This window comes from Desulfovibrio oxyclinae DSM 11498, assembly GCF_000375485.1.
GTDB lineage: Bacteria > Desulfobacterota > Desulfovibrionia > Desulfovibrionales > Desulfovibrionaceae > Pseudodesulfovibrio > Pseudodesulfovibrio oxyclinae.
The window spans coordinates 64571-90609 of sequence record NZ_AQXE01000001.1 but is presented as its reverse complement, the minus strand read 5'-3'; the positions used below and the strand labels follow the sequence as shown (position 1 = coordinate 90609).

Here is a 26039-nt window from a genome sequence, read left to right as displayed (position 1 = left end):
TTATCTATGCCCTCTACGCAACCGGATAGAGCATTGATATTTGCAATCCACCCGGGGAGTGTTCATAAATAGACATGCTCATCGACCTGCACGTCCACAGTTCCATTTCACCGTGCTCCATTCTCGAAATGGACACCATCCTCACCAGAGCCCGGCTTCTGGGCATGGACGCCGTGTGCATCACCGACCACGACACCATGCGGGCGCGGCAGCTTGTCCGTGAAGGCAAACAGGAAAACGGCTTGCAGGTCATCATCGGCATGGAATACGCCACCGATGAAGGCGACTATCTCATATTCGGCCCCTTTGAGAAAATCACCCCCGGCATGAGCGCCCCGAAACTCGTGGAACATGTCCACGACAACGACGGCGCGATCATAGGGGCTCATCCGTTCAGGCAGGCCCGCCCCGCCGACGCATCGATATTCGGTCCCGGCCTGTGCGACATCGTGGAAGTGGCCAACGGCCGCAATCGCCCTGAGGAAAACATCCGCGCCATGCATATGGCCCGCCGCCGGGGGCTTGCCATGACCGCCGGTTCCGACGCCCACACTCCGGATGAAATCGCCACCCGCCCCACATGCTTCACCGTCCCCGTCCGCTCCCGCACGGACCTCGTGAGCGCCTTGCGCAACAAATGCTTCCACCCCCACGGCGAGTCCATCGACCCGCCGCTGCCCGACCTTCGCTCCGCAGGCTGAACCCTGCCACCCTGTTAATAAACTAAAAACGCCTGTGGAAAAGTCATGGTATTTTTCCATCGGCGGGTCTTGACTTGACAGTGTCGTGCATTATCCTAGGACATTGAAATCGAGAAATCTTTTCGTTCAAGGAGTGCGACGTACATGAGCGTCGAATACAAAGACTACTATAAGGTTCTCGGGGTATCCCGGTCCGCCAGCAAGGAGGAAATCGGCAAGGCTTACAAAAAGCTTGCCCGAAAGTACCATCCGGACCTGAACCCCAACGACAAGAGCGCCGAGGACAAGTTCAAGGAGATCGGCGAGGCCTACGAAGTCCTCAAGGATCCCGAAAAGCGAAAGCTGTACGACCAGTTCGGTTCCAACTGGGAGCACGGACAGAATTTCCAGCCCCCGCCGGGCTATGAAAACATGCACTTCGACTTCGGCGGAGGCGGTGGAGGCTTCGGCGATGCAGGCGGCTTCAGCGACTTCTTCGAGACCATCTTCGGCGGCGCGGGCGGGGATTTCCGCAGCGGCTTCCGCCAGACAGGCGGTTTCGGAGGCCAGCATTTCCAACAGCGCCCGCGCAAGGGACAGGACTCCGAGGCCATTTACGAGCTGTCGCTTGAAGAGGCCTTTCAGGGCGGTCAGAAGACCATCACCCTGACCGAGACCGGCCCCACCGGAGCGCCGTCAACCAAGACGCTGGACGTAAACGTACCCGCAGGCATCAAGGACGGCCAGCGCATCCGGCTCTCCGGCCAGGGACATCCCGGCCCCGCCGGTGGTCCGTCAGGCGACCTGTTCCTGAAGATCAGGCTTCGCAAGCACCCCCGCTTCTCGGTGGATGGAGCGAACGTCACCCTTGATCTGCCGCTGGCACCATGGGAGGCCGCCCTCGGCACCAAGGTCCGCGTGCCCACGCTGGACGGTTCCGTGGACATGAACATCCCCGCGGGAATCGGTTCCGGCAAGAAGCTGCGCATCAGGGACAAGGGGCTCGGCACCGGCGCCAAACGAGGCGACCAGTACGTGCGCATCATGATTCAGGTGCCGCAGAAACTTTCCAAGGAAGAACGGGAACTCATGGAAGAACTGGCCGAGAAGTCGTCCTTCACGCCGAGAGACTTTTAGGAGGTAGCATTCATGCCCACGCGGAAACTCAAGCAGACCCTGCTTTCGATCCCCGGCCTCAATCTGCCGGAACGCTCCACCAACGTGGCCTGGACCCAGCTCGTGGAGCTGACCGGCGTCACCCCCGGGGCCATGGCCGAGTTGACCGAGCTGGGCTGGATAGAACCTGCCAGAACCGCTTCCGACGAGTACATCTTCAGCCACCGGGATGTGTACCGGATACAGAAACTCATGCGCATCTGCCACGACCTCGAAATCACCTTCACCGGCGGCAGCATCATCGTTGATCTTCTCGAACGCATCGAGGAGCTGGAAAGCGAGATTACCGAGCTCAAGCAGCGCTAGTTTTTCTCCAAGGAGGTACATACATGGACCCGAACAAGTTCACCAAAAAGACCCAGGAAGCCGTTTCCGAGGCGCAGAACCTCGCCATTCGGCACGGGCATCAACAGATAGACGCGGAGCACCTGCTCTACGCCCTCGCCATGCAGGACGGCGGACTCGTTCCGCAGATCCTGTCCAAGCTCGGCACCGAGCCCGGCCGCTACTCCGGCGCGCTCGAAGCCGAAATCAAGAAGTTGCCCAGCGTCTCCGGCCCCGGCGCCAGACCGGACCAGATCGTCGTCACGCAGCGTTTGCAGCGTGCGTTGGTCACGGCGGACGAGCACGCCAAACGGATGCAGGACGAGTACATCAGCGTCGAGCACATATTCCTCGCGCTCATGGACGAACCGCCTTCCTCCGGCGTGGGCCGCGTCAACAAGCAGTTCAACCTCAACAAGGACAGGGTGCTTGAAGCCCTGACCGAAGTGCGCGGCAACCAACGCGTGACTTCGGACAACCCCGAGGCCACCTACGATTCGCTCAAGAAATACGGACGCGATCTGGTGGAGGCAGCCAAGAGCGGCAAACTCGACCCGGTGATTGGCCGCGATGCGGAGATTCGGCGCGTGATCCGCATTCTCTCCCGACGTACCAAGAACAACCCGGTGCTCATCGGCGACGCGGGCGTCGGCAAGACCGCCATCGCGGAAGGTTTGGCCCAGCGCATCGTCAAGGGCGACGTGCCCGAGGGGCTCAAGGACAAGTTGATCTTCGCTCTCGACATGGGTTCACTCATCGCCGGCGCGAAGTACCGCGGCGAGTTCGAGGAGCGCCTCAAGGCCGTGCTCAAGGAAGTGCAGGAAAGCGCGGGCCGGATCATCATGTTCATCGACGAGATCCACACCATAGTGGGTGCGGGCAAGACCGACGGCGCCATGGACGCGGGCAACCTGCTCAAGCCCATGCTGGCACGCGGCGAACTGCACTGCATCGGCGCAACCACCACCGAGGAATATCGCAAGCACATCGAAAAGGACCCGGCGCTGGAACGCCGCTTCCAGACCGTGATGGTGGACGAACCGAGCGTGGAGGACACCATTTCCATCCTGCGTGGCCTGCGCGAGCGCTTTGAAGTGCATCACGGCGTGCGCATCTCGGACGGTGCGGTGGTCGAGGCAGCGGTGCTTTCCAACCGCTACATCTCCGACCGCCAACTCCCGGACAAGGCCATCGACCTCATTGATGAGGCCGCGGCCCTTATCCGTACCGAGATAGACTCCCAGCCCTATGAACTGGACAAGGCCAGCCGTCAGGTGATGCAGCTTGAGATTGAGCGCGAAGCCCTCAAGCGCGAATCCGACGAGGCCTCCAGAGAACGCCTTGAGAAACTGGAAAAAGAGTTGGCCGACCTCAAGGAAAAACAGGCCCGTCTTACCGCCCAGTGGGAAAATGAAAAGGGCGGCATCGAAAAGCTGCGCTCCATCAAGGAAGAAATCGAATCCGTGCGGCTGGAAATCGACGAAGCCAAGCGTATTCACGATTACAACCGCGCCGCGGAGCTTGAATACGGCAAGCTCAACGCCCTGCAAAGGGAACTCGCCGAGCGCAACAAGGCGCTCGAAGACGGCGAAGGGCAGCGCATGGTCAAGGAGGAAGTGGGACCGGACGACGTGGCGCAGGTCATCGCCCGCTGGACCGGCATCCCGGTTTCCAAGCTGCTGGAAGGCGAACGCGAGAAGCTGCTGCGCCTCGGCGAGCAGCTCCACGAACGGGTCATCGGACAGGAACAGGCGGTACAGGCCGTGGCCGACGCCGTGCTTCGCGCCCGCGCGGGCCTGAAAAATCCGGCTCGCCCCATCGGCTCGTTCATCTTCCTCGGCCCCACCGGCGTGGGCAAGACCGAGCTGTGCAAGACGCTGGCGCAGGCTCTGTTCGACTCGCAGGACAACATGGTGCGCATCGACATGTCCGAGTATATGGAAAAGCACACCGTGGCCCGGCTCATCGGCGCGCCTCCGGGGTACATCGGCTACGATGAAGGCGGCCAGCTCACCGAGGTCGTTCGCCGCAAGCCCTACTCCGTGGTGCTCTTCGACGAAATCGAAAAGGCACACGGCGACGTGTTCAACGTGCTGCTCCAGATTCTCGACGACGGACGCCTCACCGATTCGCACGGTCGCACCGTTGATTTCAAGAACACGGTGATCATCATGACCTCCAACCTCGGCGCACAGTACATGCTCGACGGCATCGACGAGACCGGCGAGTTCCGTGAAGGCGTGGAGGATCAGGTCATGGGCACGCTCCGCCAGCATTTCAGGCCCGAGTTCCTGAACCGCGTGGACGAGACCGTGCTCTTCCGCCCGCTGCACATGGACCAGCTGGTGAAGATCGTGGACCTGCTGGCCGAGGGCATCCGGGAAAGACTGGCCGACCGCAAGATCGAGCTGACAATCAGCGATGAGGCCAAGGCATTCATCGCACAGTCCGCCTACGATCCGAGCTTCGGGGCGCGTCCGCTGCACCGCTACCTTCAGGTGCACCTCGAAACGCCCCTTGCCAAGCGCATCATCAGCGGCGACCTGCAGGACGGCCAGAGTGTCACCGTGGAACTGGTCGATGGAGAGCTTGTTTTCAGCTAACCAGACACAACATTGATCATTCAAAAAAGGGGAACGTCCAGCGGCGTTCCCCTTTTTCTTTGAACCAGCTCCCCTTCGCAACTCACCAACCGGCAAAGATGCACTTGACCTTCCTCCGGTCTTTGGACATCGTACATAATTAGAAATATCATTCGCGCACCATTCCGCACTTTCAAGAACCGACATAACAGCGAAGCATCGAACCGGAGAAATCATGGAATCCCTGCTTGAAAAACACTGGTATCACATGCCGGCGGAAGAAGTGGCCGACCTTTTGGACACCGACCCGGAAAAAGGGCTGGACCAGTTCGAGTCTGAACGCAGGCTGAAGAACTTCGGCCCCAACGTCATCAGCGGCAAGAAGCAGGCGACGGCCCTGCAACGGTTGCTGCTGCAGTTCCACCAGCCGCTGGTCTACATCCTCATCGTGGCCGGCATCATCACCGCCGCGCTCGGTGAATGGGTTGACTCGTCGGTCATCCTCGCCGTTGTCCTCGTCAACGCGCTCGTGGGTTTCTTTCAGGAATCCAAGGCCGTCAAGGCGCTCAACTCGCTTGCCGCGTCCATGCACGTGGAAGCCACCGTGATACGTGCAGGAGAAACTCTGCGCCTCGACGCCGCGGATATCGTGCCCGGTGACATCATCATCCTTCGCTCCGGCGACAAGGTGCCCGCCGACGTCCGCATCGTGCGCGGCAAGGAGCTTCGGGTCGACGAATCCACACTCACCGGCGAATCGGTCCCCGTGGAAAAGAACGGCACTCCGGCAGATCACGACGCGGTTCTGGCCGACAGGACCAGCATGGCCTTCGCAGGAACCCTTGTCAGCTACGGGCAAGGCTACGGCATCGTGGTCGCCACCGGAAACAAGACTGAAATAGGCCGCATCTCCGGCATGATAGACGCCGCAGAAGAACTGGATACCCCACTGACCCGCAAGATCACCCGGTTCAGCCACATTCTTCTCGTGGCTATCCTCGCACTCGCAGGTGCCTCCTTCGCGCTCGGCATGATGCGCGCCCAGCCCGTCACGGAAACCTTCATGGCTGCCGTGGCGCTCGCCGTCGGCGCCATCCCCGAAGGGCTCCCCGCGGCCGTGACCATCATCCTCGCTCTCGGCGTATCCCGAATGGCCGAGAAAAAGGCCATCATCCGCAAACTCCCGGCCGTGGAAACCCTCGGCGGAACCACTGTCATCTGCTCCGACAAGACCGGAACACTCACCGAAAACCAGATGACCGTGCAGGAAATCCACAGCGGAGATTCCTTCTACGACGTCACTGGCACCGGGTATTCCAGTCAGGGAGAACTGGCCTCGCGCGAAGCCGGCTCCATGCCCGTGACCGAAAACACCGCCCTGCGCGAATGTCTGCGCGCCGGAATGCTCTGCAACGACGCCGTCATCCGCCACAGCGACGACCAGTACACCGTTGAGGGCGACCCCACGGAGGCAGCCCTGCTCGTCTCCGCGCTCAAATACGGCCTGTCGCGCAAGGACGAAAACGCCAACGCCCCCAGAAAGGACGAACTCCCCTTCGAATCCGAGATGCAGTACATGGTCACCCTGCACCGCGAGGATGACCGCAACGTCGCGTACATGAAAGGCGCCGCCGAAAAAATCTTCGACTACTGTTCCAAGGTCATGAATGCCGACGGAACGCTCTCCGACATCGACCGCAAGCATATGGTAGCCATCCAGCACGAGCTTGCCTCCAAAGGATTGCGCGTGCTCGCCCTTGCCCGAAAGGAACTGCCCGACGGCAAGGAACTCGGACACGAAGACGTGGCAGAGGGAATGATCCTGCTCGGCGTCCAGGGCATGATCGACCCGCCCCGGGAAGAAGCCAAGCGTGCCGTCGGCACCTGCCTGCGCGCCGGAATCCGGGTCAAGATGATCACCGGCGACCACGCCGTCACCGCAGAAGCCATCGGCATGATGCTGGGCCTCGGCGGCGACGGCTGCACCCTCGGCAGAGACTGCCCCGTACTCACCGGCAAGGAAATCGGCGAAATGACCGACAGGCAGCTGCGTGAACGCGTGCAGGGCGTCCCCGTTTTCGCCCGCGTCTCCCCCGAACAGAAACTCCGCCTCGTCATGGCCTTGCAGTCCCACGGCGAAGTCTGTGCAATGACCGGCGACGGCGTGAATGACGCTCCCGCACTCAAGCAGGCCGACATCGGCATCGCCATGGGCATCAGCGGAACCGAAGCCGCCAAGGAAGCAGCCGACATGGTGCTCACGGACGACAACTTCAGCACCATCGAAGCCGCCGTCGAAGAAGGACGCGGCGTATTCGCCAACCTCGTCAAGTTCATAGCCTGGACCCTGCCCACCAACGCAGGCGAAGGGCTCGTCATCCTCACCGCCATCCTCTTCGGCGCAACCCTGCCCATCCTGCCCCTGCAAATCCTCTGGATCAACATGACCACCGCAGGCTGCCTCGGCATGATGCTCGCCTTCGAACCAAAAGAACCCGGCATCATGGAAAGAACCCCCAGACGCCCGGACCGCCCCATACTCGACAAGGTCATCCTCAGCCGCATCGCACTCGTCAGCGTTCTGCTGCTCATAGCCGCCTTCGGCCTCTTCAAATGGGAACTGCTCGGCGGTGCCAGCGTGGAAAAAGCCAGAACCATGGCCGTCAACGTCTTTGTCGCCGTCGAAGCCTTCTACCTCTTCAACTCGCGCTCCTTCAGAAGCTCCCCCTTCACCCTCGGCTTCATGAGCAACCCGTGGGTGCCCGCAGGCTTCGGCATCATGGCCGTTCTGCAGTTGCTCTACACCTACGCCCCCTTCATGCAGAACATCTTCCAAAGCGCGCCCCTCGACTTCCTCGACTGGCTCAAGATCATCGGCTGCGGCATCATCGCCTTCCTGCTCGTCGAAGCAGACAAGAAACGCGTGGAGTCGGATATATAAAAGAACATGCCTCCGGCGGCACTCCGAGAGGCAGGGCGCTGCCCTGCACCCGCCAAAGGGCCGAGGGCCCTCTGGACTCCCCGATTTGCCCGTAAAGAAGGATGCCCCGCTGTCGCGAAGCACAGCGGGGCATCCTTCTTTACGGGCGGGAAAGGGAATGGGGTGAGTTTGCTAACAATCTCAACAAGTCCATCACCCCGTCCGCGGGGTTGCAGCGAGGTCGCGAGTTGTGTGGCCGCATGAATTCAGCCGCTGCAACCCCGCGGACAATTCAGGGTTTCCAAAGGGGGCCCGCCCCTTTGGTCCGCCTGAAAGGCCCGCCGGAGGCACAACGACTACCTCACCTCGGAAGTTTCACACTTCACGTGACAGACACCGGTGATGGTTTCCACGGCATGCGGAAAAAACTTCCTTTTAAAATAGACGGCTACGTTCACGAGGGCTATCAGAACCGGGACTTCGACGAGCGGGCCGATAACGGCGGCAAACGCTTCACCGGAGTTGATGCCGAAGACCGCAATGGCGACGGCGATGGCCAGTTCGAAGTTATTGGAAGCGGCTGTGAAACTCAGGGTCGTGGCCTGTTCGTATGTGGCATCTGCTTTATAGGAAAGATAAAAGGATACCAGGAACATGAGCAGGAAGTAGATGGTGAGCGGGATGGCGATTCGGACCACATCGAACGGAAGCTCGACGACCTTGTCTCCTTTGAGCGAGAACATCACGAATATGGTGAAGAGCAGGAAGACGAGCGTCAGGGGGCTGATCTTGGGTATGAAGACAGTTTCGTACCATTCTTTTCCCTTGAGCTTGATCCCGACAAAACGAGAGATCATGCCGCCCAGAAAGGGGATGCCCAGATAGATGAGCACGCTTTCTGCGATCTGCGCCATGGAAATGTCAACCACGACTCCTTCCAGACCGAACCAGCCGGGCAGCACGGTGATGAAGACATAGGCATAGACCGAAAAGAACAGTACCTGAAAGATTGAATTGAACGCCACCAGCCCTGCGCAGTATTCGCTGTCCCCCTTGGCGAGGTCGTTCCAGACGATGACCATGGCAATGCAGCGTGCAAGGCCGATGAGAATCAGGCCCACCATGTATTCGTGATATCCCGACAAGAAAGTGATCGCGAGGCCGAACATGAGGATCGGGCCGATGATCCAGTTTTGAACAAGGGAGAGGGCCAGCACCTTGTAGTTCCTGAACACCTGCCCCAGCTGTTCGTATTTTACTTTGGCAAGTGGCGGATACATCATCAGGATAAGCCCGATGGCGATGGGAATGTTCGTGGTGCCGACCTGAAAGGAATCAATGACGTTCTTGATGTCGGGATACAGATACCCGCCACCGACGCCGATGAACATTGCCATAAAAATCCACAGGGTCAGGTAGCGATCCAGAAAGGACAGTCTTCTCACGACGGATTCGGACATGACTTCTCCTCGACGGCTCAGCCGCACGCGTCGGCTTTCTTGGTTTTCAGATACTGCTTCAGCCGTTCGCGATCTTCAACGCCTGTGTCGAGTTCGGGAAGATGCTCGCGCAGGGTGGCAAGAAGATCGATCTGCACTGGATCGACTGGCTCCGCCAGCGCGTAATAGACCCACTTGCCCTTGCGCTGGCTGGTCACCCATCCGCCGTTTTTCAGAAACGACATGTGACGGGACACTTTCGACTGCGGCAGATCCAGGGCTTCCATCAAATCGCAAATGCAAAGCTCTCCTGCCTCAAGCAGGGCCAGCATTCGAAGGCGGGTCGGGTCGGACAACCCTTTGAGGCGTTCGGCAAGTTGCTGCATGATGCAAAACATATCTGCCTATGCGGATATGTCAACAGCGAACTGTGTGCGTAACCAGAATGTCATCCTATGAAAGTCGCGCCGGACGTGGAGATGGTACGTCCGGCGCGGCTGAAATCGTATGAGCAAACGGCGGGCTTGGATAGCGCGTATGCGCCGTTGGCCCGAATCGTTATTCGAAAAGCTTGGCGATGGCTTCCTTGTAGGGGGGCCTGAGAACGCCTTTTTCGGTGATGATGCCTGCTATGAGTTCGTTGGGGGTCGGGTCGAAGGCGAGGTTGTAGACTTCCACGTCATCGGGTGTGATCTGATGATCGCCGACGTGGGTGACTTCCTTGGGATCGCGGTCTTCAATGGGGACATCGTCGCCGGAAGGCGTTTCGGGGTCGATGGTGTAGACGGGGGCGGCGACGTAAAACGGAACGCCGAAGTGTTTGGCGAGCAGTGCCACGCCGTAGGTTCCTATCTTGTTCACGGCGTCGCCGTTGGCCGTGATGCGGTCGGCGCCCACGACAACCTTGTCCACGAGACCTTCCTTCATGAGCAGTGCGCAGGCATTGTCGCAGGCGACTTTGACTTCAATGCCATCCTTATGGAGTTCGTAGGCGGTGAGGCGTGCTCCCTGAAGGAAGGGACGGGTCTCGTTGGCAATGACCTTGACCTTCTTGCCCTGATCAATGGCGCCTCGAATGACGCCAAGGGCGGTTCCGTAGCCTGCGGTGGCCAGCGCCCCGGCGTTGCAGTGAGTCATGACGGTGTCGCCGTCGTCGATCACTTCGCCGCCGAAGCGTCCGATGCTTTCGCACATTTCAATATCGCCCGCGTGGATCTGCTTGGCACGTTCGAGCCAGATGGTGCACAGCTCATCAAGGGAGACATCGCCCGTCTCGTTCCAGACGCGGCGCATTTCGCGCACCGCCCAGCGCAGATTCACTGCCGTAGGACGAGCATTTTCGATCTGGTCGAGCTTGTCATGCAGATTTTTCTTCCAGTCACCTTCCATGCTCTGTACTTCGCGTCCGGCGAGATAGCAGCCGTAAGCGGCAGTGACCCCGATGGCCGGAGCGCCGCGAACCACCATGACCACGAGGGCAAAGCAGATGTCGTCGGTGGTCTTGCAGTCGAACCAGTCTTCACGGTTGGGCAGAAAACGCTGGTCAAGCAGGACAAGAGCGTCCTTTTCGGGAGAATACTGAATATGCTCGGTCATGATGACTCCTTATTATGTACTAGGTCGCGGAATCCGGGAAAAAACACGCACAGTGGTACTGTCAGGAGAAAAGGGAGTCAATGCCGGGGTGTTCAGACAACACGCAGAATGACGGATTCTTCATCGGGTTGCACATCGGGAGCGGCATCACCCAGTGCGGACTTCAGCGCGTCCGCGGAAACCACCACCCCGCGTGCGAGGATTGCCGGACCTGCATCCTGAGCCACGAGATTGAACAGCTTGACCGTGACGAGGGCATCGCCTTCCGGCACTTCCCCGGAGTCCTTTGCGCTGATGTCGCTGCGAAAGCCGCTGACGGCNGTGTTGCGCCCCATGGCGATACCCACGAGCCCGGGCATTGCGGCTGAGAGCGAAAGCACGTCGCCGTCCTTCACGTGAACACCGTCAATGTCGTCCACCGGAGAACAGTTCAAAAAAATCGTTCTCACATCCGTATCTATATACTCCGGCGACAGGCCCAGCGACTGTTCAAGGAACTCACCGACGCTTGCTCCGGAAGCCCCGGGGACGCAGACTCCCTTTTGCAGCAGTGTCGTGGTTCCAAGGGTTCCCTTGCCGATTTCGACTGTGCGCATGGTGCACTTCATTCCTATATCCTCCAAAACGTACGGCATTCCCGCACAAGTGGGATGACTATGTCCAAGCAGGCATAGTCCATTGTTTTCTTTGACATATTTTCTCCACAATGAGTATACTGAAGAGGATTTGTCAAATAAATGTTAGCCACCGCTCCTGCGGTGACAGATAACTTCAAACGACGAGGTGCTCCATGCCCCGCATTCTGCGAATCAACACTCGTACCAAGGAATACCGGTTTGAGGAACAAGGCGAATACGCCGGTCTCGGCGGCCGCGCCCTGACCTCCCGACTGGTCAACAAGGAAGTCCCGGCAAACTGTCATCCGCTCTCCGGCGAGAACAAGCTCGTCTTCGCGGGCGGTGTGCTGGCCGGCTCCTCCGCAGCCAACTCCGGCCGCGCCTCCGTGGGTGCAAAATCCCCGCTCACCGGCGGCATCAAGGAGTCCAACTCCGGCGGCCTGTTCGCCCACAAGCTGCCCAAGCTGGACATCCACGCCATCGTGCTGGAAGACAAGCCCGAAGCGGACGCCCCGCTCCAGACCCTTTTCATCTCCAAGGACAAGGTCGAGTTCCGGGACGCAGGCGACATCGCCGGCATGAACACCTACCCGGCCCACGACAAACTGCTGGAAGAATACGGTGACAAGCTCGTGGCCGCAATGATCGGCCCCAGTGGCGAATACTGCGGCAAGGCCTCCACCATCCAGTTCACCGACCCCTACAAACGTCCGGCACGCTCCGCGGGTCGCGGCGGAATGGGCGCAGTGATGGGTTCCAAGCGCATCAAGGCCCTCGTGCTCGACCCCGAAGTGAACGAAAAGGTCACCGCAGCCGACCCCGAAGCATTCAAGACCGCCCGCAAGGACTGGGTCAACGTGCTCACCGGCCATCCGGTCACCAGCCAGGGCCTGCCGGGATTCGGCACCGCCGTGCTCGTGAACATCATCAACGAAGCCGGCGCACTGCCCACCAAGAACTTCCGCTTCGGCCAGTACGACAAGGCTGCCGACATCTCCGGTGAAAAGATCGCCGAGACCATCGAAGCCCGCGGCGGCAAGACCAAGGAAGGCTGTCACGTCGGCTGCGTCATCCAGTGCTCCCAGCAGTACAACGACAAGGACGGCAACTACCTGACCTCCGGTTTCGAATACGAGACTGTCTGGGCCATGGGCGCTGCCTGCCTCATCGACGACATCGACCAGATCGCCCAGATGGACCGCATCTGTGACGACAAGGGCGTGGACACCATCGAGATGGGCAACACCATCGCCGTGGCCATGGAAGGCGGCATCATCCCGTGGGGTGATGGCGAAGCAGCCATCGACCTGCTGAGCAAGATCGGAACCGGCGACCACCTCGGCCGCATCATCGCCAACGGCGTGGACTTCGCAGGCGGCGCGTTCGGCGTGGACCGTCTGCCCACCGTCAAGGGCCAGTCCCTGCCCGCATACGACCCGCGCGCCGTCAAGGGCGTCGGCGTCACCTACGCCACCACCCCCATGGGCGGCGACCACACCGCCGGTTACGCGGTCTGCCAGAACGTCCTGAAGGTCGGCGGCGAGATCGACGGCCACAAGAAGGAAGGCAACGTGGAGGTCTCCAAGAACCTCCAGATCGCCACCGCCGCCATCGACTCCCTCGGCCTCTGCCTGTTCGTGGCCTTCGCGGTCCTCGATGACGAAAACGGCGTGCAGGCCATGTGCGACGTGGTCGCGGCTCACACCGGCCTGAAGTTCACCGCAGACGAATTCATCGCCCTTGGCGTGAACTGCCTGAAGGACGAACTGGAATTCAACAAGCGCGCCGGCTTCACCGATGAAGACGACCAGCTCCCGCGCTTCTTCAGCACCGAAAAGCTCCCGCCGCACGACGTGGAATGGGACTTCTCCGCTCAGGAAATGCAGGGCGCAAAGGTCTAACTTCAGCAGTCATAGCAAGCTGTTACGGGGCGACCTTCGGGTCGCCCCTTTTTTTTGCATTTCACCCTAAAGAATGCCAGCCCGTCCGCCGATAAGTAGACTGAAAAGGACTTCCATACGCGAGAGAACAAATGAGCTTCGTCACTTCGTCCAACGACTTCACCGCATCCCTCTTCGGGACCCTGTACGGCAGCTTGCAGAAGATGCACAGCACGCCGCGCATGGCCCCGCCGGAGCCTGTGCAGGAGCATCCGCAGGACGAAAAGAAGCAACAGGGGCGAGACCAACGTCAGGCCGAGGCCGGACAGAGAAGTTCGGAGCAGCAAAACGTCGAGAAGGCGGTGAAGAGCCGCTCCGAGCTGAATGGCTCTGAAAAGCGCAACCTCGACGATCTCAAGCAGCGCGACCGCGAAGTCCGAACCCATGAGCAGGCGCACATGTCGGCCGGCGGGGCACACGTTCAGGGCGGGCCTTCCTACTCTTTCGAAACCGGACCGGACGGACGCCAATATGCTGTTGGCGGCAACGTCAGCATCGACGTATCCAAGGTACCGGGCAATCCCGAAGCCACCGAAGAAAAGGCGCGTACGGTCCGCAAGGCCGCCATGGCCCCGGCCAACCCTTCGGCGCAGGATCTCAAGGTTGCGGCCAAGGCCACCCAGCTGGCACAGGAAGCCCGGCTGGAGATGCAGAAGGAAAAGCAGGCCGAACGCGAGGAAGCCGAAGAAGAACAGCAGGCTATCAAGGCAGAGCGCCAAGCCACATCCGCCGCCGAAGACGAGGTGGCACCCTCTGCGCGCACCCGTCGTGCGACGCAGGCCTATCAGGCAGCATCCTCCCCCATCGAGACCCCGACTCCGGGCAGCGCATTCAGCACAGCCATCTAAGCGGTGCAAAAGCGCGCACTTGTCGGGTAATAACGCGATTCCCATTGACTCCGTCCATTCGGGCGGATATTTTTTTACGAGCGGCCAAGAGACCGCTTCATCACAATGAGAATGAGGAATCCACTGGTGAATCACGACGCCGCACACATTAAAACGCACACAACGAAAAAACCCGACAGCCTGAGCTGCCGGGTTGACTTTTCGAGTGGTGGGTCACCAAGGAATCGAACCTTGAACCTCCGGATTAAGAGTCCGCTGCTCTGCCAATTGAGCTAGTGACCCACTCGGCGTTGGGGGCGTTTGCCCTCAGCGCGGAGAGATAACTATCCATGTGACGGTTCGATGTCAACAATAAAAAACGTTTTTCAAGGATTTTTTGTGAATCGACTTCTGAAAACGATCCTCGCAAGCCTGCTCCTGATGCTTCTCGCTGCCGCGCCAGCCGCAGCACAACTCGGATTCCAGCAACAGGACTACCCTGCCAAGACGAGTTGGGGCATGTATGCCCTTCCCGGAGGCGATTCCTCCATGGCCGTTCTCACCATGACCTTCGAGGACGGCTGGCACACGTACTCCGCCGAACCAACCGGAGTGGGAAAACCCACTACCGTTCAGGCCACAATCGAACCAGGCGGCATGGAGCTGGCAGCGGTTTTTCCGCCCGGCGTCTCCAAGCCTGACACCTTCGACCCCAGCAAGACCGCCAACATCTATGACGGCGTCATGCGCGTCTTTCTTCCAATACCACCCGATGCACCGGAGAGCGGCAGCATCAACGCACAGGTGGAGCTGCTCTTCTGTTCCGACACCAAATGCCTGCCCGCCAGAATGGAGATTCCGTTCCGGCCAAAGACCTTCAGCCCGGACGATCTCGCCAAGGCCGAGCTTCAGCCGTGGTGGCCCGAATTTCTTGAGGCGTTCGGGGAAGAGCCCGTTGAACCCGGCGGACAATGGGGCTTCTCGCCCAAGCCGTACACCGAGTCCCTTGAAGTCACCAGCCTTGGGGCCGCGCTTTTCTTCGGCCTGATTGCGGGGCTGCTGCTCAACCTCATGCCCTGCGTGCTGCCCGTCATCAGCCTGAAGGTCTCCGCCCTGCTCGGCAGTGGCGGCGAACCGGAGCAGCGGCGAAGGGAAATCCGCACGCATGGAATCTTCTTTGCGGCAGGAGTGCTCTCGTGGTTCGGAGCGCTGGCGGTCATCCTCTGGAAGACCGGCATCGCATGGGGCGGCATTTTCCAACAGCCTGAAGTGGTTGCCGGGCTCGCCATCTTCGTCTTTGTCATGGGCCTGAGTTTACTCGGCCTGTTCGACCTGCCGGTAATCGACCTTAAATTCGACAGCAAGGTCCGTTCGCACAAGGCACAGGCCTACTTCACAGGCCTGCTGGCGACGCTGCTCGCCACACCATGCAGCGGCCCCTTCCTCGGCGGCGTGCTCGCGTGGGCACTCCAGCAGCCTCCGGGACACATCGCAGCTGTTTTCTTGGCCGTGGGCCTCGGCATGAGCTCGCCCTATCTTGCCATGTCCGTTTTTCCGGGCGTCGCCACGTGGCTGCCGCGTCCGGGCGCATGGGTTCAGCACGTGGAACGCGTCGTGGGATTCTTCCTGCTCGGCACCGTGCTGTACCTCATCAACATTCTGCCGCCCGCCGAGGTCATGCCCGCCCTGTTCGTCATGTGGCTTGCCGTCCCTGCCGGATGGCTCTGGGGACTCGCCGGACCGGGCGTTTCCACCGGTGCCCGCTGGGGCCTGCGCCTTGCGGGGCTGGGCCTGCTCGGACTCACGCTGCTCTGGTTCTATGCGCCGGAGCGCGAATCCTTCATGTGGACCGCCTACAACCCGGTCACTTTCGAGGAACGCCTCGGCCGCGAAGCGATGTTCGTGGACTTCACTGCGGACTGGTGCCCCACCTGCAAGGTCATCGAAGCCACGGTCCTGACGCCGGAGAATCTGACGCAATGGCGCGAAGAATACGGCGTACGTTTCGTGCAGGTGGATCTTTCGGAGCAGAATCCCGAAGGCGAGGAACTGCTTTTCTCCCTTGGCAGTCGCAGTCTCCCGGTGGCGGCCTTCTTCCCGGCGGGGGACGACTGGAACAAACCGGTGGTCCTGCGCGATCTCTTCACCGAGGAGCAGGTTGAAACAATTCTGGAATCATATAATAACTAAGAAGATAAACACATTGGAGAATCATAGAATGCAATTTACCTTCAACATTCCCACCTGCATCGAGTTCGGCGCGGGCAAGCTCGACGTGCTGGCCACCACGCCCCGCCTCCCGCAGGGGTCGAAAGCCATGATCGTCATCGGCGAATCCGGTGTCATGCTCAAGCAGGGATACCTTTCCCGCGTTCAGGGCCTGCTCGGCCAGCGCGAGGTTTCCACCATCGTTTACGACCGCATCACGCCCAACCCGCTCTCCGAACACGTGGAAGAGGCCGCGAACATCTGCCGCGAGCAGAACGTGGACTACGTGGTGGGCCTCGGCGGCGGCTCGACCATCGATTCCGCCAAGTCCATCGCCCTGCTGGCCGCCAACGGCGGGGAATACTGGGACTACATGACCGGCGGCTCCGGCAAGGGCAGTGCGCCTGAAAAACCCGCGCTGCCCATCGTGGCCATCCCCACCACCGCCGGGACCGGCACCGAGGCCGACCCGTGGACCGTGATCACCAAATCCGGCTCCGAGGAAAAAATCGGCTGGGGCAACGACTCCACCTTCCCCGCGCTCTCTGTGGTGGACCCGGAGCTGATGCTCTCCGTGCCGCAGAACCAGACCGCTTTCACCGGCATGGACGCGTTTTTCCACGCCGTGGAGTGTTATCTGGCCACCTGCCGCCAGCCCACCAGCGACCTGCTGGCGCTGGAGGCGGTGCACCTCATCACCCACTACCTGCCCATCGCGGTGGAGGACGGCGACAACATCGAGGCACGCACCGCGCTCGCCTGGGCCAGCACCGCTGCGGGCATGTGCGAGGCACTCTCCTGCTGCATCTCGCACCACAGCATGGAGCACGCGCTCTCCGGATTCCATCCGGAAATGCCGCACGGCGCCGGGCTGATCATGCTCTCCAAGGCCTACTTCGGTTATCTCGCCGAAAAGGGCGAAGAGCGCCTTGAAGACGTTGGCCTGACCATGGCCGACTCCCGCGAGATCGAACCGGAGGCCGAAGGCTCCATGTGCTTCATCGAGATGCTCGACGACCTCATCAGTGACATCGGGCTGGACGGGATGAAGCTCTCCGACTACGGCGTCACCGAAGACGAAATCCCGGCACTGGCCGACAACGCTCTGTCCACCATGGGAAATCTCTTCGCCGTTACACCCATCGAGATGAACCGCGACGACGTGATGGAAATCTACCGCCGCGCCCTGAAGTAGCCCTGAAGCCCCAAAAAAGAGACATGGCCCGCATCGAGATGTTCGATGCGGGCCTTTTTCATGCCATTTGCCTCGTATCTGACGCTACTCCACGCAGATGATGTCGAACTCGTCACCGGTGATGCAGCGGGCACCGTCCTCGGTTATCTCAAAAGTGTTCTCCACACCGACCATGCCGACGCCGGGGATACCCTGCTTCGGCTCCACCGCGATGACCATGCCCGGCTTGAGCGGATCGCGGAATTTCTTTGCCAGCGGCGGCCACTCGTCGATGGTCAGGCCGATGCCGTGGCCGATGAAGGGCACCTTGTTTTCTCCAAGGCCCATGAACCCGTCGCCGAAGCCGCGCTCTTCCGCCTGAGACGCGCAGTACAGGTACAGCTCCTCGGGCGTTGCTCCGGGCCGCGCGTTGTCCGCGACCCACTGCTGCATTTCCATGCAGAAATCATGAGCGCGTCGAACCTCGTCCGGGATGGATGAAGCCGGTCCGGCCCAGTAGGTCTGCGTCTTGTCGGTATGGTACCCTTCCACGATGAACCCGATGTCCATGCCAAGCGGCTCGCCCTCATTCCAGAGCTTGCCCGCGTACCCCATGTAGGGCGACGCCGGGTGCTCACCTCGTAATCCGAGCGGACCGTTGAAAATGCTCGGATAGTTGCCGGAATTTCCGGCGGCGACATGACCGAGGAAGGCTTCCTCGCCGTGGGCCTGCATACGCATGAGTCCCTGATGACCGTTGGCGAAAAACACTTCCCACGCCTTGTGAGAGATTTCGCGCTCGCTCATGCCCGGCTTGATGACTTCCGGGATGAGCTCATGCAGGCAACGATGATGCCGCTGTCCGACCTTGCGCATGATGTTCAGCTCCCACGTGGACTTGACGGCCTTGGCCAGCGCCACGGCATGGTCGGCGGGCTGGAACGTCGTTTCCGAGAGCTTCGCTGTCAGCAAGTTGGAGAGCTGCCATGTCAGGCCGGCGGTCTCCGCGCCGACGGTTGCGGTCAGGGGGCTCCCAGCCTCGGCGCAGACTTCGGGAATCTGCCCGTACGACTTGAACGGATGCGGCTCAAGGCCCGCTTCGAGCCTGGCGCGTTCCACTCCCTTGCGGATCATCAGGACCGGGTTGCCCTCCAATGGAATCCAGAGTGCGCCCTGACCGAGCGTGCCGGTGAAATAATAGATATTCAGGCGTGAAAAGATCAGAATGCCTCCAGCTTCGGGTGCCACGTCGCGAAGATGGCTCCGCACGGCCTCGAAACGGCTTTCCAGTTCTTCATGCGGTATATTCGCCAAAGATTCAAACATGTCTCAATCTCCTTGGACAGTTACGGGGGACTATGCAAGACCGGATGTTTCCGGTATCAAAATGCGGACGAAGGAGTTACCAATGCTGTACAATGAAAAAGAGCTAGCCGCCCTGCTCCGCGAGGTCAAGACCATCGCCATCGTCGGAGCCGTGGACAAGCCGGGTCGCCCCGTGGACAGAGTGGGTCGCGCCCTTATCGATATGGGTTTCACCGTCATCCCAGTCCACCCGAAACGCACCGGCGTATGGGGACTGGAGACATACACCTCCCTCAAGGACATTCCGCATCCCGTGGACATTGTCGATCTGTTCCGCGCCTCCGAATTCTGCGCCGACCACGCACGGGAAGTTCTGGAACTGGATTCACTGCCCCGCTGCTTCTGGATGCAGTCTGGCATTTTCAATCCCGAAGCTCGCGCCATGCTTGAGCCGAAAGGCGTCATGGTCGTGGAGGACCTCTGCCTCAAGGTCGAGGCAGAACGTCTGCTGCCGGAGGCCCGATGAGCGTCGCGGCTTTCGATTGCAAGATGTGCGGCCATTGCTGCCACGGCGAAGGCGGAATCGTCATGTCCGAGAAGGACCGCGTGCGCCTTGCGGAACACCTTGAGCAGGAAGTGGATTCCATGCTTGAGCAGTACGCATACCAGCGCGGCGGAAAGTGGCAGGTCGTCACGGGTGACGACGGCTACTGCGTCTTCTTCCGTGAAGGCGCTGGATGCAGCGTACACCCCGGCAGGCCCGACATCTGCCGTGCGTGGCCCTTTTTCCGCGGCAACCTCATTGATGAGGGAAGCTGGGAAATGATTCAGGAATATTGTCCCGGCGTGAATCCCGAGGCGGGACACGACGAGTTCGTGCGTCAGGGCAAGGAGTACATCCGTCAGGAAGGACTCTCCCGTCACGACCCCGACTGCGACGCCAACGCGCTCATCAGCGAGGAGTAACCGCCCGCCATGTCCATGTCCGTCAATGAATGCTACCGGGTTCTCGGCGTCCGCGCCGGATCGGACATGGACGCGGTCAAGACCGCTTTCCGGCAGCTGGCCTTCAAGCTCCACCCCGATCTGAACGACTCCGAAGACGCGGCGGACCGCTTCCGCAAGGTCAACGAAGCCTACGTAACCCTGCGCAAGACCCTTGGGGAGACCTCCACCTCCGGAGCACGGGCGAAACCGGGCGAGGAACGACGCGACCGCAGCCACGGCAAGGCCTACAAACGCCCTGACGAAGGCGCGCGGGCCTACCAGCGGCAGCAGCGAAGCACGAAATCCGAACCGGGACCGGGAACCCGGCAGAAGCAACGCAAAAAGTGGGAGCCGGGGCCGGAATCCACGCGTTCGCGCAGCCAGCGGTTCTATTACAAGGAAGAAGAGGTTTTTCGCGACCTCATGAACGACCCGTTCGCCAGACAGGTCTTCGAGGACATATACAACAGGGTGGACAAGAACCGGCCTCACGGCGGCCCCTTGAAACTCAAGCGGCGAAAACTCAGCCTTGAACTGCGCGGCAAGAAGCTGGAGCTCGACCTTTCCGACGGCATTCTGGGCAGTGCAAAAAACTGGGTCCGCTCTCACCTCGACGACGAACTGACGGCCTACTTCCCGGCCAGCGTGCTCATGCCGGGACGCAAGATCCGCATCACGGTCCACCGCCGCTTCAGCAACGAACCTCGCACCATCGAAGTGACGCTGCCCTCGGACTTCCATCCGGGGCGGCCCATCCGCCTTCGGAGTCTGGGAAAGCAGGTCGGCCCGTGGAAGGGTGACCTGCTGTTGAAGGTCTATCCTGAAGAAGCCCGGCCTACCAAATAACCAGCCCCTTCCTGCCGTTGCGGAACTCCCGCACTGCCGGCGCCGGGGACTCCACCGCAGCCTCGACCACATCTTTGGCGACCAGTTCGAGCTTCACGAAGAAGACCGACACGGAAAGACTTGCCAGAACGAACAACACGGTTCCCATTACTATCGATATCATGCGGCCTCCTTGTTTTTGCGGCGTTTGCGTACGCCGTTTTTACCCTTTCCTACTCAAGGAGCGTGCCATTTATAACTGCAAATCATTCCGGCACGTTGTAAAAGGCATACACTCAGTGAAAAATTACATTTTTGAAAACCTGCTCTTATTGGCTTCTAAAAACGTAAATAATGGACGCTTGAGGAAAACGACTTGCATTCCGCTGTTTTTTTCACTACTCGCTGGAATGAATGAAACCCCTGAGGAGGGCCGACATGCTGGCAATCTTTGAATATAACGCCGGGAACCAGACCAGCGTGAAACGCGCTTTGGATCACCTCGGCATCGAAAACGAAATCACCAACGACCCGGAACGGCTCGAAGCCGCCGACGGCATCATCTTTCCGGGTGTCGGCGCGGCCGGACAGGCCATGGACGAACTACACATCGATGGCAAGGACGAGACGCTCAAGGCGCTCATCTGGCAGGAAAAACCCATGCTGGGCATCTGTGTGGGCTGTCAGATCCTGCTGGACTACTCTGAGGAAAACAACACCAAGGCGCTGGCTATCATCCCCGGCGAATGCCGCCTGTTCAATCCCTCATGGACCGACTACGAGGGCGACCCCATCCGCGTTCCGCACATGGGTTGGAACACCATTGAACTGAAGCAGGAATGCGAACTTTTCAGGGGCATCGACCCCGAAGCGAATTTCTACTTCGTCCACAGCTACTTCCCGGCCCCCAAGGAAGAATTCATCATCGGCGAAACACGCTACGGTCGTGACTTCTGCTCCGTGCATGGACGCCGTGGCCTCTGGGCCGTGCAGTTCCATCCCGAAAAGAGCGGCAAGCCCGGACTGCAGATGCTCAAGAACTTCCACAACTTCTGTCTGGAGGCAGCCAATGCTGAGTAAACGAGTCATCCCCTGCCTCGACGTTCGCGACGGCCGTCTGACCAAGGGCATCAAGTTCAAGGACAACGTAGACATCGGCGACCCCGTGGAAACCGCCCGCAAGTATTACGAGCAGGGCGCCGACGAGATCGTCTTCTACGACATCACCGCATCCTCCGAAGGACGCGGCATCTTTCTCGACGTGGTGGACAAGGTCGCCTCCGAGATTTTCATCCCCTTCTCCGTCGGCGGCGGCATCAACACGGTCAGCGACATGCGCGACGTGCTGCTGGCCGGTGCCGAGAAAGTCTCGGTGAACTCCGGCGCGGTCAAGAATCCGGACATCATCAGCGAAGGGGCCGCACGCTTCGGCTCTCAGTGCATCGTGCTTGGCATGGACGTCAAACGTGTGGAAAAGAGCGATGACATCCCGTCCGGGTTCGAAGTGGTCATCCACGGCGGACGAAAGCACATGGGCATGGACGCCCTCGAATGGGCCAAGACCGGCGAGGCGCTCGGCGCAGGCGAAATCTGCCTGAACTCCATCGACGCCGACGGCACCAAGGACGGGTACGACCTTGAACTGACCCGGCTCGTTGCCGAGTCCGTGCACATCCCGGTCATCGCCTCCGGCGGCGCAGGCCACCCCGACCACATGGTGGACGCCGTAACCAAGGGTCGCGCCAATGCCGCCCTTATCGCTTCCATCGTCCACTACGGCGAATGGACCCTGCCGGACATCAAAAAGCACATGGCGGACGCCGGAGTGGTCATCCGGACAATCTGGTAACCGGCGCACCCACCGGATGCGAACATCCGGTCCATCCAAGCCCTTACGGGCGAACATATGCATATATGAAACGGGCGGTTCCATTCCGCCCGTTTTTCTTTGCTCTGTAAAAATATACATTACAGAGCTACCACATGTTCGTGATGAATCTCGACCGGCACTGGATGCTGTTCTACGCATACGGGGATGCGCAGTACGTACAGTACGTGGCCAAGGTCGCCAGCACCGAAAAGTTGGCTTTCGCCGCTCCAACCGTGCAATGGTCCCTCAGGGAAAAGCCGAATAGCCCCTGCATCCGGCTTTGACCGAACCGGCCTCAACTGATAGCTCCATCGCATGCCGACTCCCCACGACATCCTACGCACGGTTTTCGGATTCGATGACTTCATCGGCCTTCAGGGCGACGTGATCCCTCACGTGGCCGACGGAGGCGATGCGGTCGTGCTCATGCCCACCGGCGGCGGCAAGTCCCTCTGTTACCAGATTCCGGCCATGCTCAGGGACGGCTTCGGGGTAGTGGTTTCGCCGCTCATTGCGCTCATGCGAGATCAGGTGGCGGCGCTGCGGCAGGCGGGCGTACGTGCGGCGTGCCTGAACTCATCCCTTTCCATGCAGGAAATGAACGAGGTGCAGGCCGATCTGGAGTACGGACGGCTCGACCTGCTCTACGTGGCACCGGAACGCCTGTGCCGCCCGGAGTTTCTGGAGCGTCTGGCGCGGCTCCGGCCCAACCTCTTCGCCATCGACGAAGCGCACTGCGTCTCCCAGTGGGGGCACGACTTCAGGCCCGAATACCTCCAGCTTTCCATCATCCCGGAACGCTTTCCCGGCGTACCGAGGGTGGCCCTTACCGCCACGGCGGATCTGCCGACCCGCAACGACATCCTGACGCACCTCGGCCTTGACGGAGCGCGCATCTTCGCCACCGGTTTCGACAGGCCGAACATTCGCTATACGGTACAGCCCAAGGATAAACCGCAGCATCAACTGCTCCAGTTCATCCGAAACACCCACCAGGGCGACTCCGGCATCGTCTACCGCATCAGCCGCAAGAAAACCGACCAGACCGCGGCATTCCTGAACAAAAACGGCATCACGGCTCTGCCTTATCACGCAGGACTCAGCGCGGATGAACGCAACGCGCATCAGGAACGGTTCATGCGCGAGGAAGGGCTGGTCATGGTCGCCACCGTAGCCTTCGGCATGGGCGTGGACAAGCCGGACGTGCGGTTCGTGGCCCATCTGGAACCGCCGCGCAGCCTTGAGGCCTATCATCAGGAAACGGGCCGCGCCGGACGCGACGGGCTCCCGGCGGATGCGTGGATGACATATGGTCTTCAGGACTTCGCGATCATGCGCTCCATGATCGTGGGCGGGGATGCCGATGACCGCCGCAAGTTCGTGGAACACCGCAAACTGGATTCCATCATGGCCTTTCTGGAAGCTCCGGGTTGCCGCAGGCAGGCGCTGCTTTCCTATTTCGGCGAGAGCATCGAACCTTGCCGGAACTGCGACACCTGCGCACAGCCGCCCAAGAGGTGGAACGGCACCGTGGCCGCACAGAAGGCGCTTTCCAACATTTTTCGTACCGGCCAACGCTTTGGAGCCAAGCATCTGGCGGATGTGCTCAAGGGCGAGACTAGCAAACGCATCAGCCAGCTCGGCCATGATCAGCTATCGACCTATGGCATCGGCGACGAGCTCTCCGGCGGAGAATGGCGTTCCGTCTATCGTCAGCTCGGCGCCTCCGGGCTGCTTGAAGTAGACATTGAGGGCCATGGCGCACTGCATCTCAATGAAAACTCGTGGCAGGTGCTCCGGGGAGAGCGCGAAGTGGTGTTGCGAACCGATCCGGTCGTTCCCAAAATTTCCCGGCGCCGCACCAGAGGCGAGCGCATTGACGAGGAAGGCACGCTGGCCACAAGCGAAGCGCGCATCCTCTTCGACGCCCTGCGCGCAAAACGGGCGGAACTGGCGTCCGAACGCGGCATCCCGCCCTACGCGGTCTTTCCCGACCGCACCCTTCTGGAAATGGTTCGCTACCGGCCTAGCGCACTGGCGGATTTCGGCCTTCTCAGCGGCATCGGGGAAATGAAGCTGCAAAGCTTCGGGGAAACCTTCCTTGCCGTTCTGGAGGGACATGAAGCCATCAACGGCAGACCGGATGACCTTCCTCCCCTGCCGCAACAACGCTCCACCGCCAAGCCCGCGCGAAAGGGCGCAAGCGAATCCGCGCTTGAGAGCGCGCGGGCGTTCACGCGGCTCGGCAACGTCGAGGAAGTGGCGCAGGAACGGAATCTCAGGGCGAGCACTGTCTGGAACCATCTTGCCAGCGCCGTGTCATCTGGCGAATACGACTGGCGGGACCTGTGTGCCCTCGAAGAAGACGCCGTGCGCGAGATCCGCGATGTCATGACCGCTTTCCGGACCAGAGGCATCATGGAACTCTCCCCGGTACACGAGGAACTTCAGGGACGTTACGATTACGGGCTGCTGCGCATTATCCGCAACGGACTGAACCGAGAAGGCGCTTCAAAATGACGAAGGGCTTGCTATGCTGCCCGGATTGCGCTAGTCAGCAGCAAAATCAGCAAACCCATGTCTAAATCACACCAAGAGCAATCCCTCATCCGCCCGGTACGGCGCGAACTCGACCGGATCATCGAACAAGAGATCCGCGACGGACAGAGCAAGAACGACTCCATGCACTGGGGCAACACCGGCGAGGAGATCATCACGGCCGCCAACATGGCTCTCGATGCGCTGGCCCCCGTAGTCGGCGACGGGTTGCCTGCGTTTTTTCATTCCTGCATGGAACAACTTCACCGTGCCCACGTGCAGTACCGCTGCGATCATGATGAAGACTCCGGGCATGGCTCCGCCACCTTTCATTCCATCAAGGCCGGTCTGGCAGAACTTGCATCGCGCCACGGGCTGACTCTGCCCATTCCGGAACTGCCGGACTCCTGCACGCCAGTGAACGTTTCCGCAGCACAGCCGATCCTCAACGGGCACTCCGGCACGGAATCGCTCATCAAGCGTCTCACTCGCGCTCTCAAGCGCTGAGACACTCTTTCTTTCCCCTTTCTTTTCAACGCCCTTCACGTCAACACACCCTGCTCCTTCCATTAAAAGTTGATTCTCTCTTTGACCATCGCTTCGTTTGGTGTATGGTTGGAATAAGTTTCTGCAAAGTTTACGGCATTGTAATGCTATAGAAACCAAACATGAAGGAGTACCCAATCATGTCGAACCGTGAAGAATACGTTCAGAAAATGAAAGCAAAGCTTGACGAACTCAACGCCGAAGTGAGCCGCCTTGAAGCCAAGGCCAAAGGGGCTGAAGCTGACCTGCGAGTCAAATACGACGACGAGATCAAGCAGCTGAAGGAACGGCGCGAAGAGGCCAAGGTGAAACTCGCGGAGTTCCAACAGGCTGGAGACAGCGCATGGCAGGATCTGAAGATTGGTCTTCAGGGAGCATGGGACATCCTTGACGAAGCTATCAAGTCTGCAAGCGCACGCTTTAAGTAACCATCACGACTGGGGGCGCCAAAGCCGCCCCCGGTCATTTTGAATTCCAGTCTAAAG

General features: G+C 60.2%; 23 protein-coding genes and 1 tRNA gene. 18 read left to right on the top strand and 6 right to left on the bottom strand.

The genetic code is table 11. From position 1 onward, the window contains the following. Nucleotides 1-74: 74 nt before the first annotated feature. The 5 genes from B149_RS16040 (at nucleotide 75) to B149_RS0100430 (ending at nucleotide 7703) form a co-directional block, all read left to right on the top strand. Nucleotides 75-701, top strand: coding sequence for a PHP domain-containing protein (locus tag B149_RS16040; protein WP_018123187.1), 627 nt, complete (start codon nucleotides 75-77; stop codon nucleotides 699-701). A gap of 144 nt (nucleotides 702-845) precedes the next feature. Beyond that, nucleotides 846-1817 carry a DnaJ C-terminal domain-containing protein gene (locus tag B149_RS0100445; protein ID WP_018123186.1) on the top strand — a complete coding sequence of 324 codons (972 nt, stop codon included), beginning with the start codon at nucleotides 846-848 and terminating at the stop codon, nucleotides 1815-1817. Between the two features lie 12 nt (nucleotides 1818-1829). Then, a complete protein-coding gene (locus B149_RS0100440) occupies nucleotides 1830-2162 on the top strand; it encodes a chaperone modulator CbpM (RefSeq protein WP_018123185.1) in 333 nt (110 codons plus the stop codon). Nucleotides 2163-2185: 23 nt separating this feature from the next. Continuing rightward, entirely contained in the window at nucleotides 2186-4783 is a 2598-nt protein-coding gene (gene clpB / locus B149_RS0100435) for an ATP-dependent chaperone ClpB (protein WP_018123184.1), read from the top strand. A gap of 214 nt (nucleotides 4784-4997) precedes the next feature. Next, nucleotides 4998-7703, top strand: coding sequence for a cation-transporting P-type ATPase (locus tag B149_RS0100430; protein ID WP_018123183.1), 2706 nt, complete (start codon nucleotides 4998-5000; stop codon nucleotides 7701-7703). A gap of 335 nt (nucleotides 7704-8038) precedes the next feature. On the opposite strand, the gene arsB is transcribed toward B149_RS0100430, so the two are convergent. The 3 genes from arsB to mtnA all read right to left on the bottom strand — a co-directional run bounded on the left by arsB (nucleotide 8039) and on the right by mtnA (nucleotide 10717). After that, nucleotides 8039-9142 (bottom strand): ACR3 family arsenite efflux transporter, encoded by a 1104-nt coding sequence (gene arsB, locus B149_RS0100425; protein WP_018123182.1) that lies wholly within the window; start codon nucleotides 9140-9142, stop codon nucleotides 8039-8041. A 17-nt stretch (nucleotides 9143-9159) separates the two neighbouring features. After that, complete coding sequence (locus tag B149_RS0100420) at nucleotides 9160-9507, bottom strand: ArsR/SmtB family transcription factor (protein ID WP_026167362.1); 348 nt, start codon at nucleotides 9505-9507, stop codon at nucleotides 9160-9162. 172 nt (nucleotides 9508-9679) lie between these two features. Beyond that, nucleotides 9680-10717: an S-methyl-5-thioribose-1-phosphate isomerase gene (mtnA, locus tag B149_RS0100415; protein ID WP_018123180.1), complete on the bottom strand. Its 1038-nt coding sequence runs from the start codon at nucleotides 10715-10717 to the stop codon at nucleotides 9680-9682. 790 nt (nucleotides 10718-11507) lie between these two features. On the opposite strand from mtnA, the gene B149_RS0100405 reads away from it, so the two are divergent. Then, complete coding sequence (locus B149_RS0100405) at nucleotides 11508-13235, top strand: aldehyde ferredoxin oxidoreductase family protein (protein ID WP_018123178.1); 1728 nt, start codon at nucleotides 11508-11510, stop codon at nucleotides 13233-13235. 131 nt (nucleotides 13236-13366) lie between these two features. Next, nucleotides 13367-14122, top strand: coding sequence for a putative metalloprotease CJM1_0395 family protein (locus tag B149_RS16035; protein WP_018123177.1), 756 nt, complete (start codon nucleotides 13367-13369; stop codon nucleotides 14120-14122). A gap of 206 nt (nucleotides 14123-14328) precedes the next feature. Here B149_RS16035 and B149_RS0100395 read toward each other — a convergent pair. After that, nucleotides 14329-14404, bottom strand: a tRNA-Lys gene (locus tag B149_RS0100395). A gap of 96 nt (nucleotides 14405-14500) precedes the next feature. On the opposite strand from B149_RS0100395, the gene B149_RS0100390 reads away from it, so the two are divergent. After that, complete coding sequence (locus tag B149_RS0100390) at nucleotides 14501-16291, top strand: protein-disulfide reductase DsbD family protein (protein ID WP_026167361.1); 1791 nt, start codon at nucleotides 14501-14503, stop codon at nucleotides 16289-16291. A gap of 28 nt (nucleotides 16292-16319) precedes the next feature. Continuing rightward, nucleotides 16320-17504, top strand: a complete 1185-nt coding sequence (locus B149_RS0100385) for an iron-containing alcohol dehydrogenase (RefSeq protein WP_018123175.1) — start codon at nucleotides 16320-16322, stop codon at nucleotides 17502-17504. A gap of 84 nt (nucleotides 17505-17588) precedes the next feature. Here the strand turns inward: B149_RS0100385 and B149_RS0100380 are convergent, their stop codons facing one another. After that, complete coding sequence (locus B149_RS0100380; protein WP_018123174.1) at nucleotides 17589-18809, bottom strand: M24 family metallopeptidase; 1221 nt, start codon at nucleotides 18807-18809, stop codon at nucleotides 17589-17591. A gap of 82 nt (nucleotides 18810-18891) precedes the next feature. Here B149_RS0100380 and B149_RS0100375 point away from each other — a divergent pair, with 82 nt between their 5' ends. From B149_RS0100375 to B149_RS0100365, 3 genes are read left to right on the top strand one after another with little or no spacing between them, the layout of a single operon-like run. Next, nucleotides 18892-19314 carry a CoA-binding protein gene (locus B149_RS0100375; protein WP_018123173.1) on the top strand — a complete coding sequence of 141 codons (423 nt, stop codon included), beginning with the start codon at nucleotides 18892-18894 and terminating at the stop codon, nucleotides 19312-19314. Further along, nucleotides 19311-19754, top strand: a complete 444-nt coding sequence (locus tag B149_RS0100370; protein WP_018123172.1) for a YkgJ family cysteine cluster protein — start codon at nucleotides 19311-19313, stop codon at nucleotides 19752-19754. Before B149_RS0100375 ends, B149_RS0100370 begins: the two co-directional genes overlap by 4 nt. A 9-nt stretch (nucleotides 19755-19763) precedes the next feature. Next, the gene (locus tag B149_RS0100365) at nucleotides 19764-20621 is read left to right on the top strand and encodes a J domain-containing protein (protein WP_018123171.1); all 858 of its coding nucleotides are present in this window, start codon (nucleotides 19764-19766) and stop codon (nucleotides 20619-20621) included. Here B149_RS0100365 and B149_RS18470 read toward each other — a convergent pair. Continuing rightward, nucleotides 20611-20784, bottom strand: a complete 174-nt coding sequence (locus B149_RS18470; protein ID WP_156816699.1) for a hypothetical protein — start codon at nucleotides 20782-20784, stop codon at nucleotides 20611-20613. The genes B149_RS0100365 and B149_RS18470 overlap by 11 nt on opposite strands. 254 nt (nucleotides 20785-21038) lie before the next feature. Here B149_RS18470 and hisH point away from each other — a divergent pair, with 254 nt between their 5' ends. From hisH to B149_RS0100330, 6 genes are all read left to right on the top strand, one after another. Further along, a complete protein-coding gene (gene hisH / locus B149_RS0100355; RefSeq protein ID WP_018123169.1) occupies nucleotides 21039-21680 on the top strand; it encodes an imidazole glycerol phosphate synthase subunit HisH in 642 nt (213 codons plus the stop codon). After that, a complete protein-coding gene (hisF, locus tag B149_RS0100350) occupies nucleotides 21670-22449 on the top strand; it encodes an imidazole glycerol phosphate synthase subunit HisF (RefSeq protein ID WP_018123168.1) in 780 nt (259 codons plus the stop codon). Before hisH ends, hisF begins: the two co-directional genes overlap by 11 nt. A 134-nt stretch (nucleotides 22450-22583) precedes the next feature. Next, the gene (locus B149_RS18465; RefSeq protein WP_018123167.1) at nucleotides 22584-22754 is read left to right on the top strand and encodes a hypothetical protein; all 171 of its coding nucleotides are present in this window, start codon (nucleotides 22584-22586) and stop codon (nucleotides 22752-22754) included. Nucleotides 22755-22785: 31 nt separating this feature from the next. Next, nucleotides 22786-24990, top strand: a complete 2205-nt coding sequence (recQ, locus tag B149_RS0100340; RefSeq protein ID WP_018123166.1) for a DNA helicase RecQ — start codon at nucleotides 22786-22788, stop codon at nucleotides 24988-24990. A 57-nt stretch (nucleotides 24991-25047) separates the two neighbouring features. Then, complete coding sequence (locus B149_RS0100335; RefSeq protein WP_018123165.1) at nucleotides 25048-25515, top strand: hypothetical protein; 468 nt, start codon at nucleotides 25048-25050, stop codon at nucleotides 25513-25515. Nucleotides 25516-25694: 179 nt separating this feature from the next. Further along, nucleotides 25695-25982 (top strand): sll1863 family stress response protein, encoded by a 288-nt coding sequence (locus tag B149_RS0100330; RefSeq protein WP_018123164.1) that lies wholly within the window; start codon nucleotides 25695-25697, stop codon nucleotides 25980-25982. The last annotated feature ends 57 nt before the right edge of the window (nucleotides 25983-26039 follow it).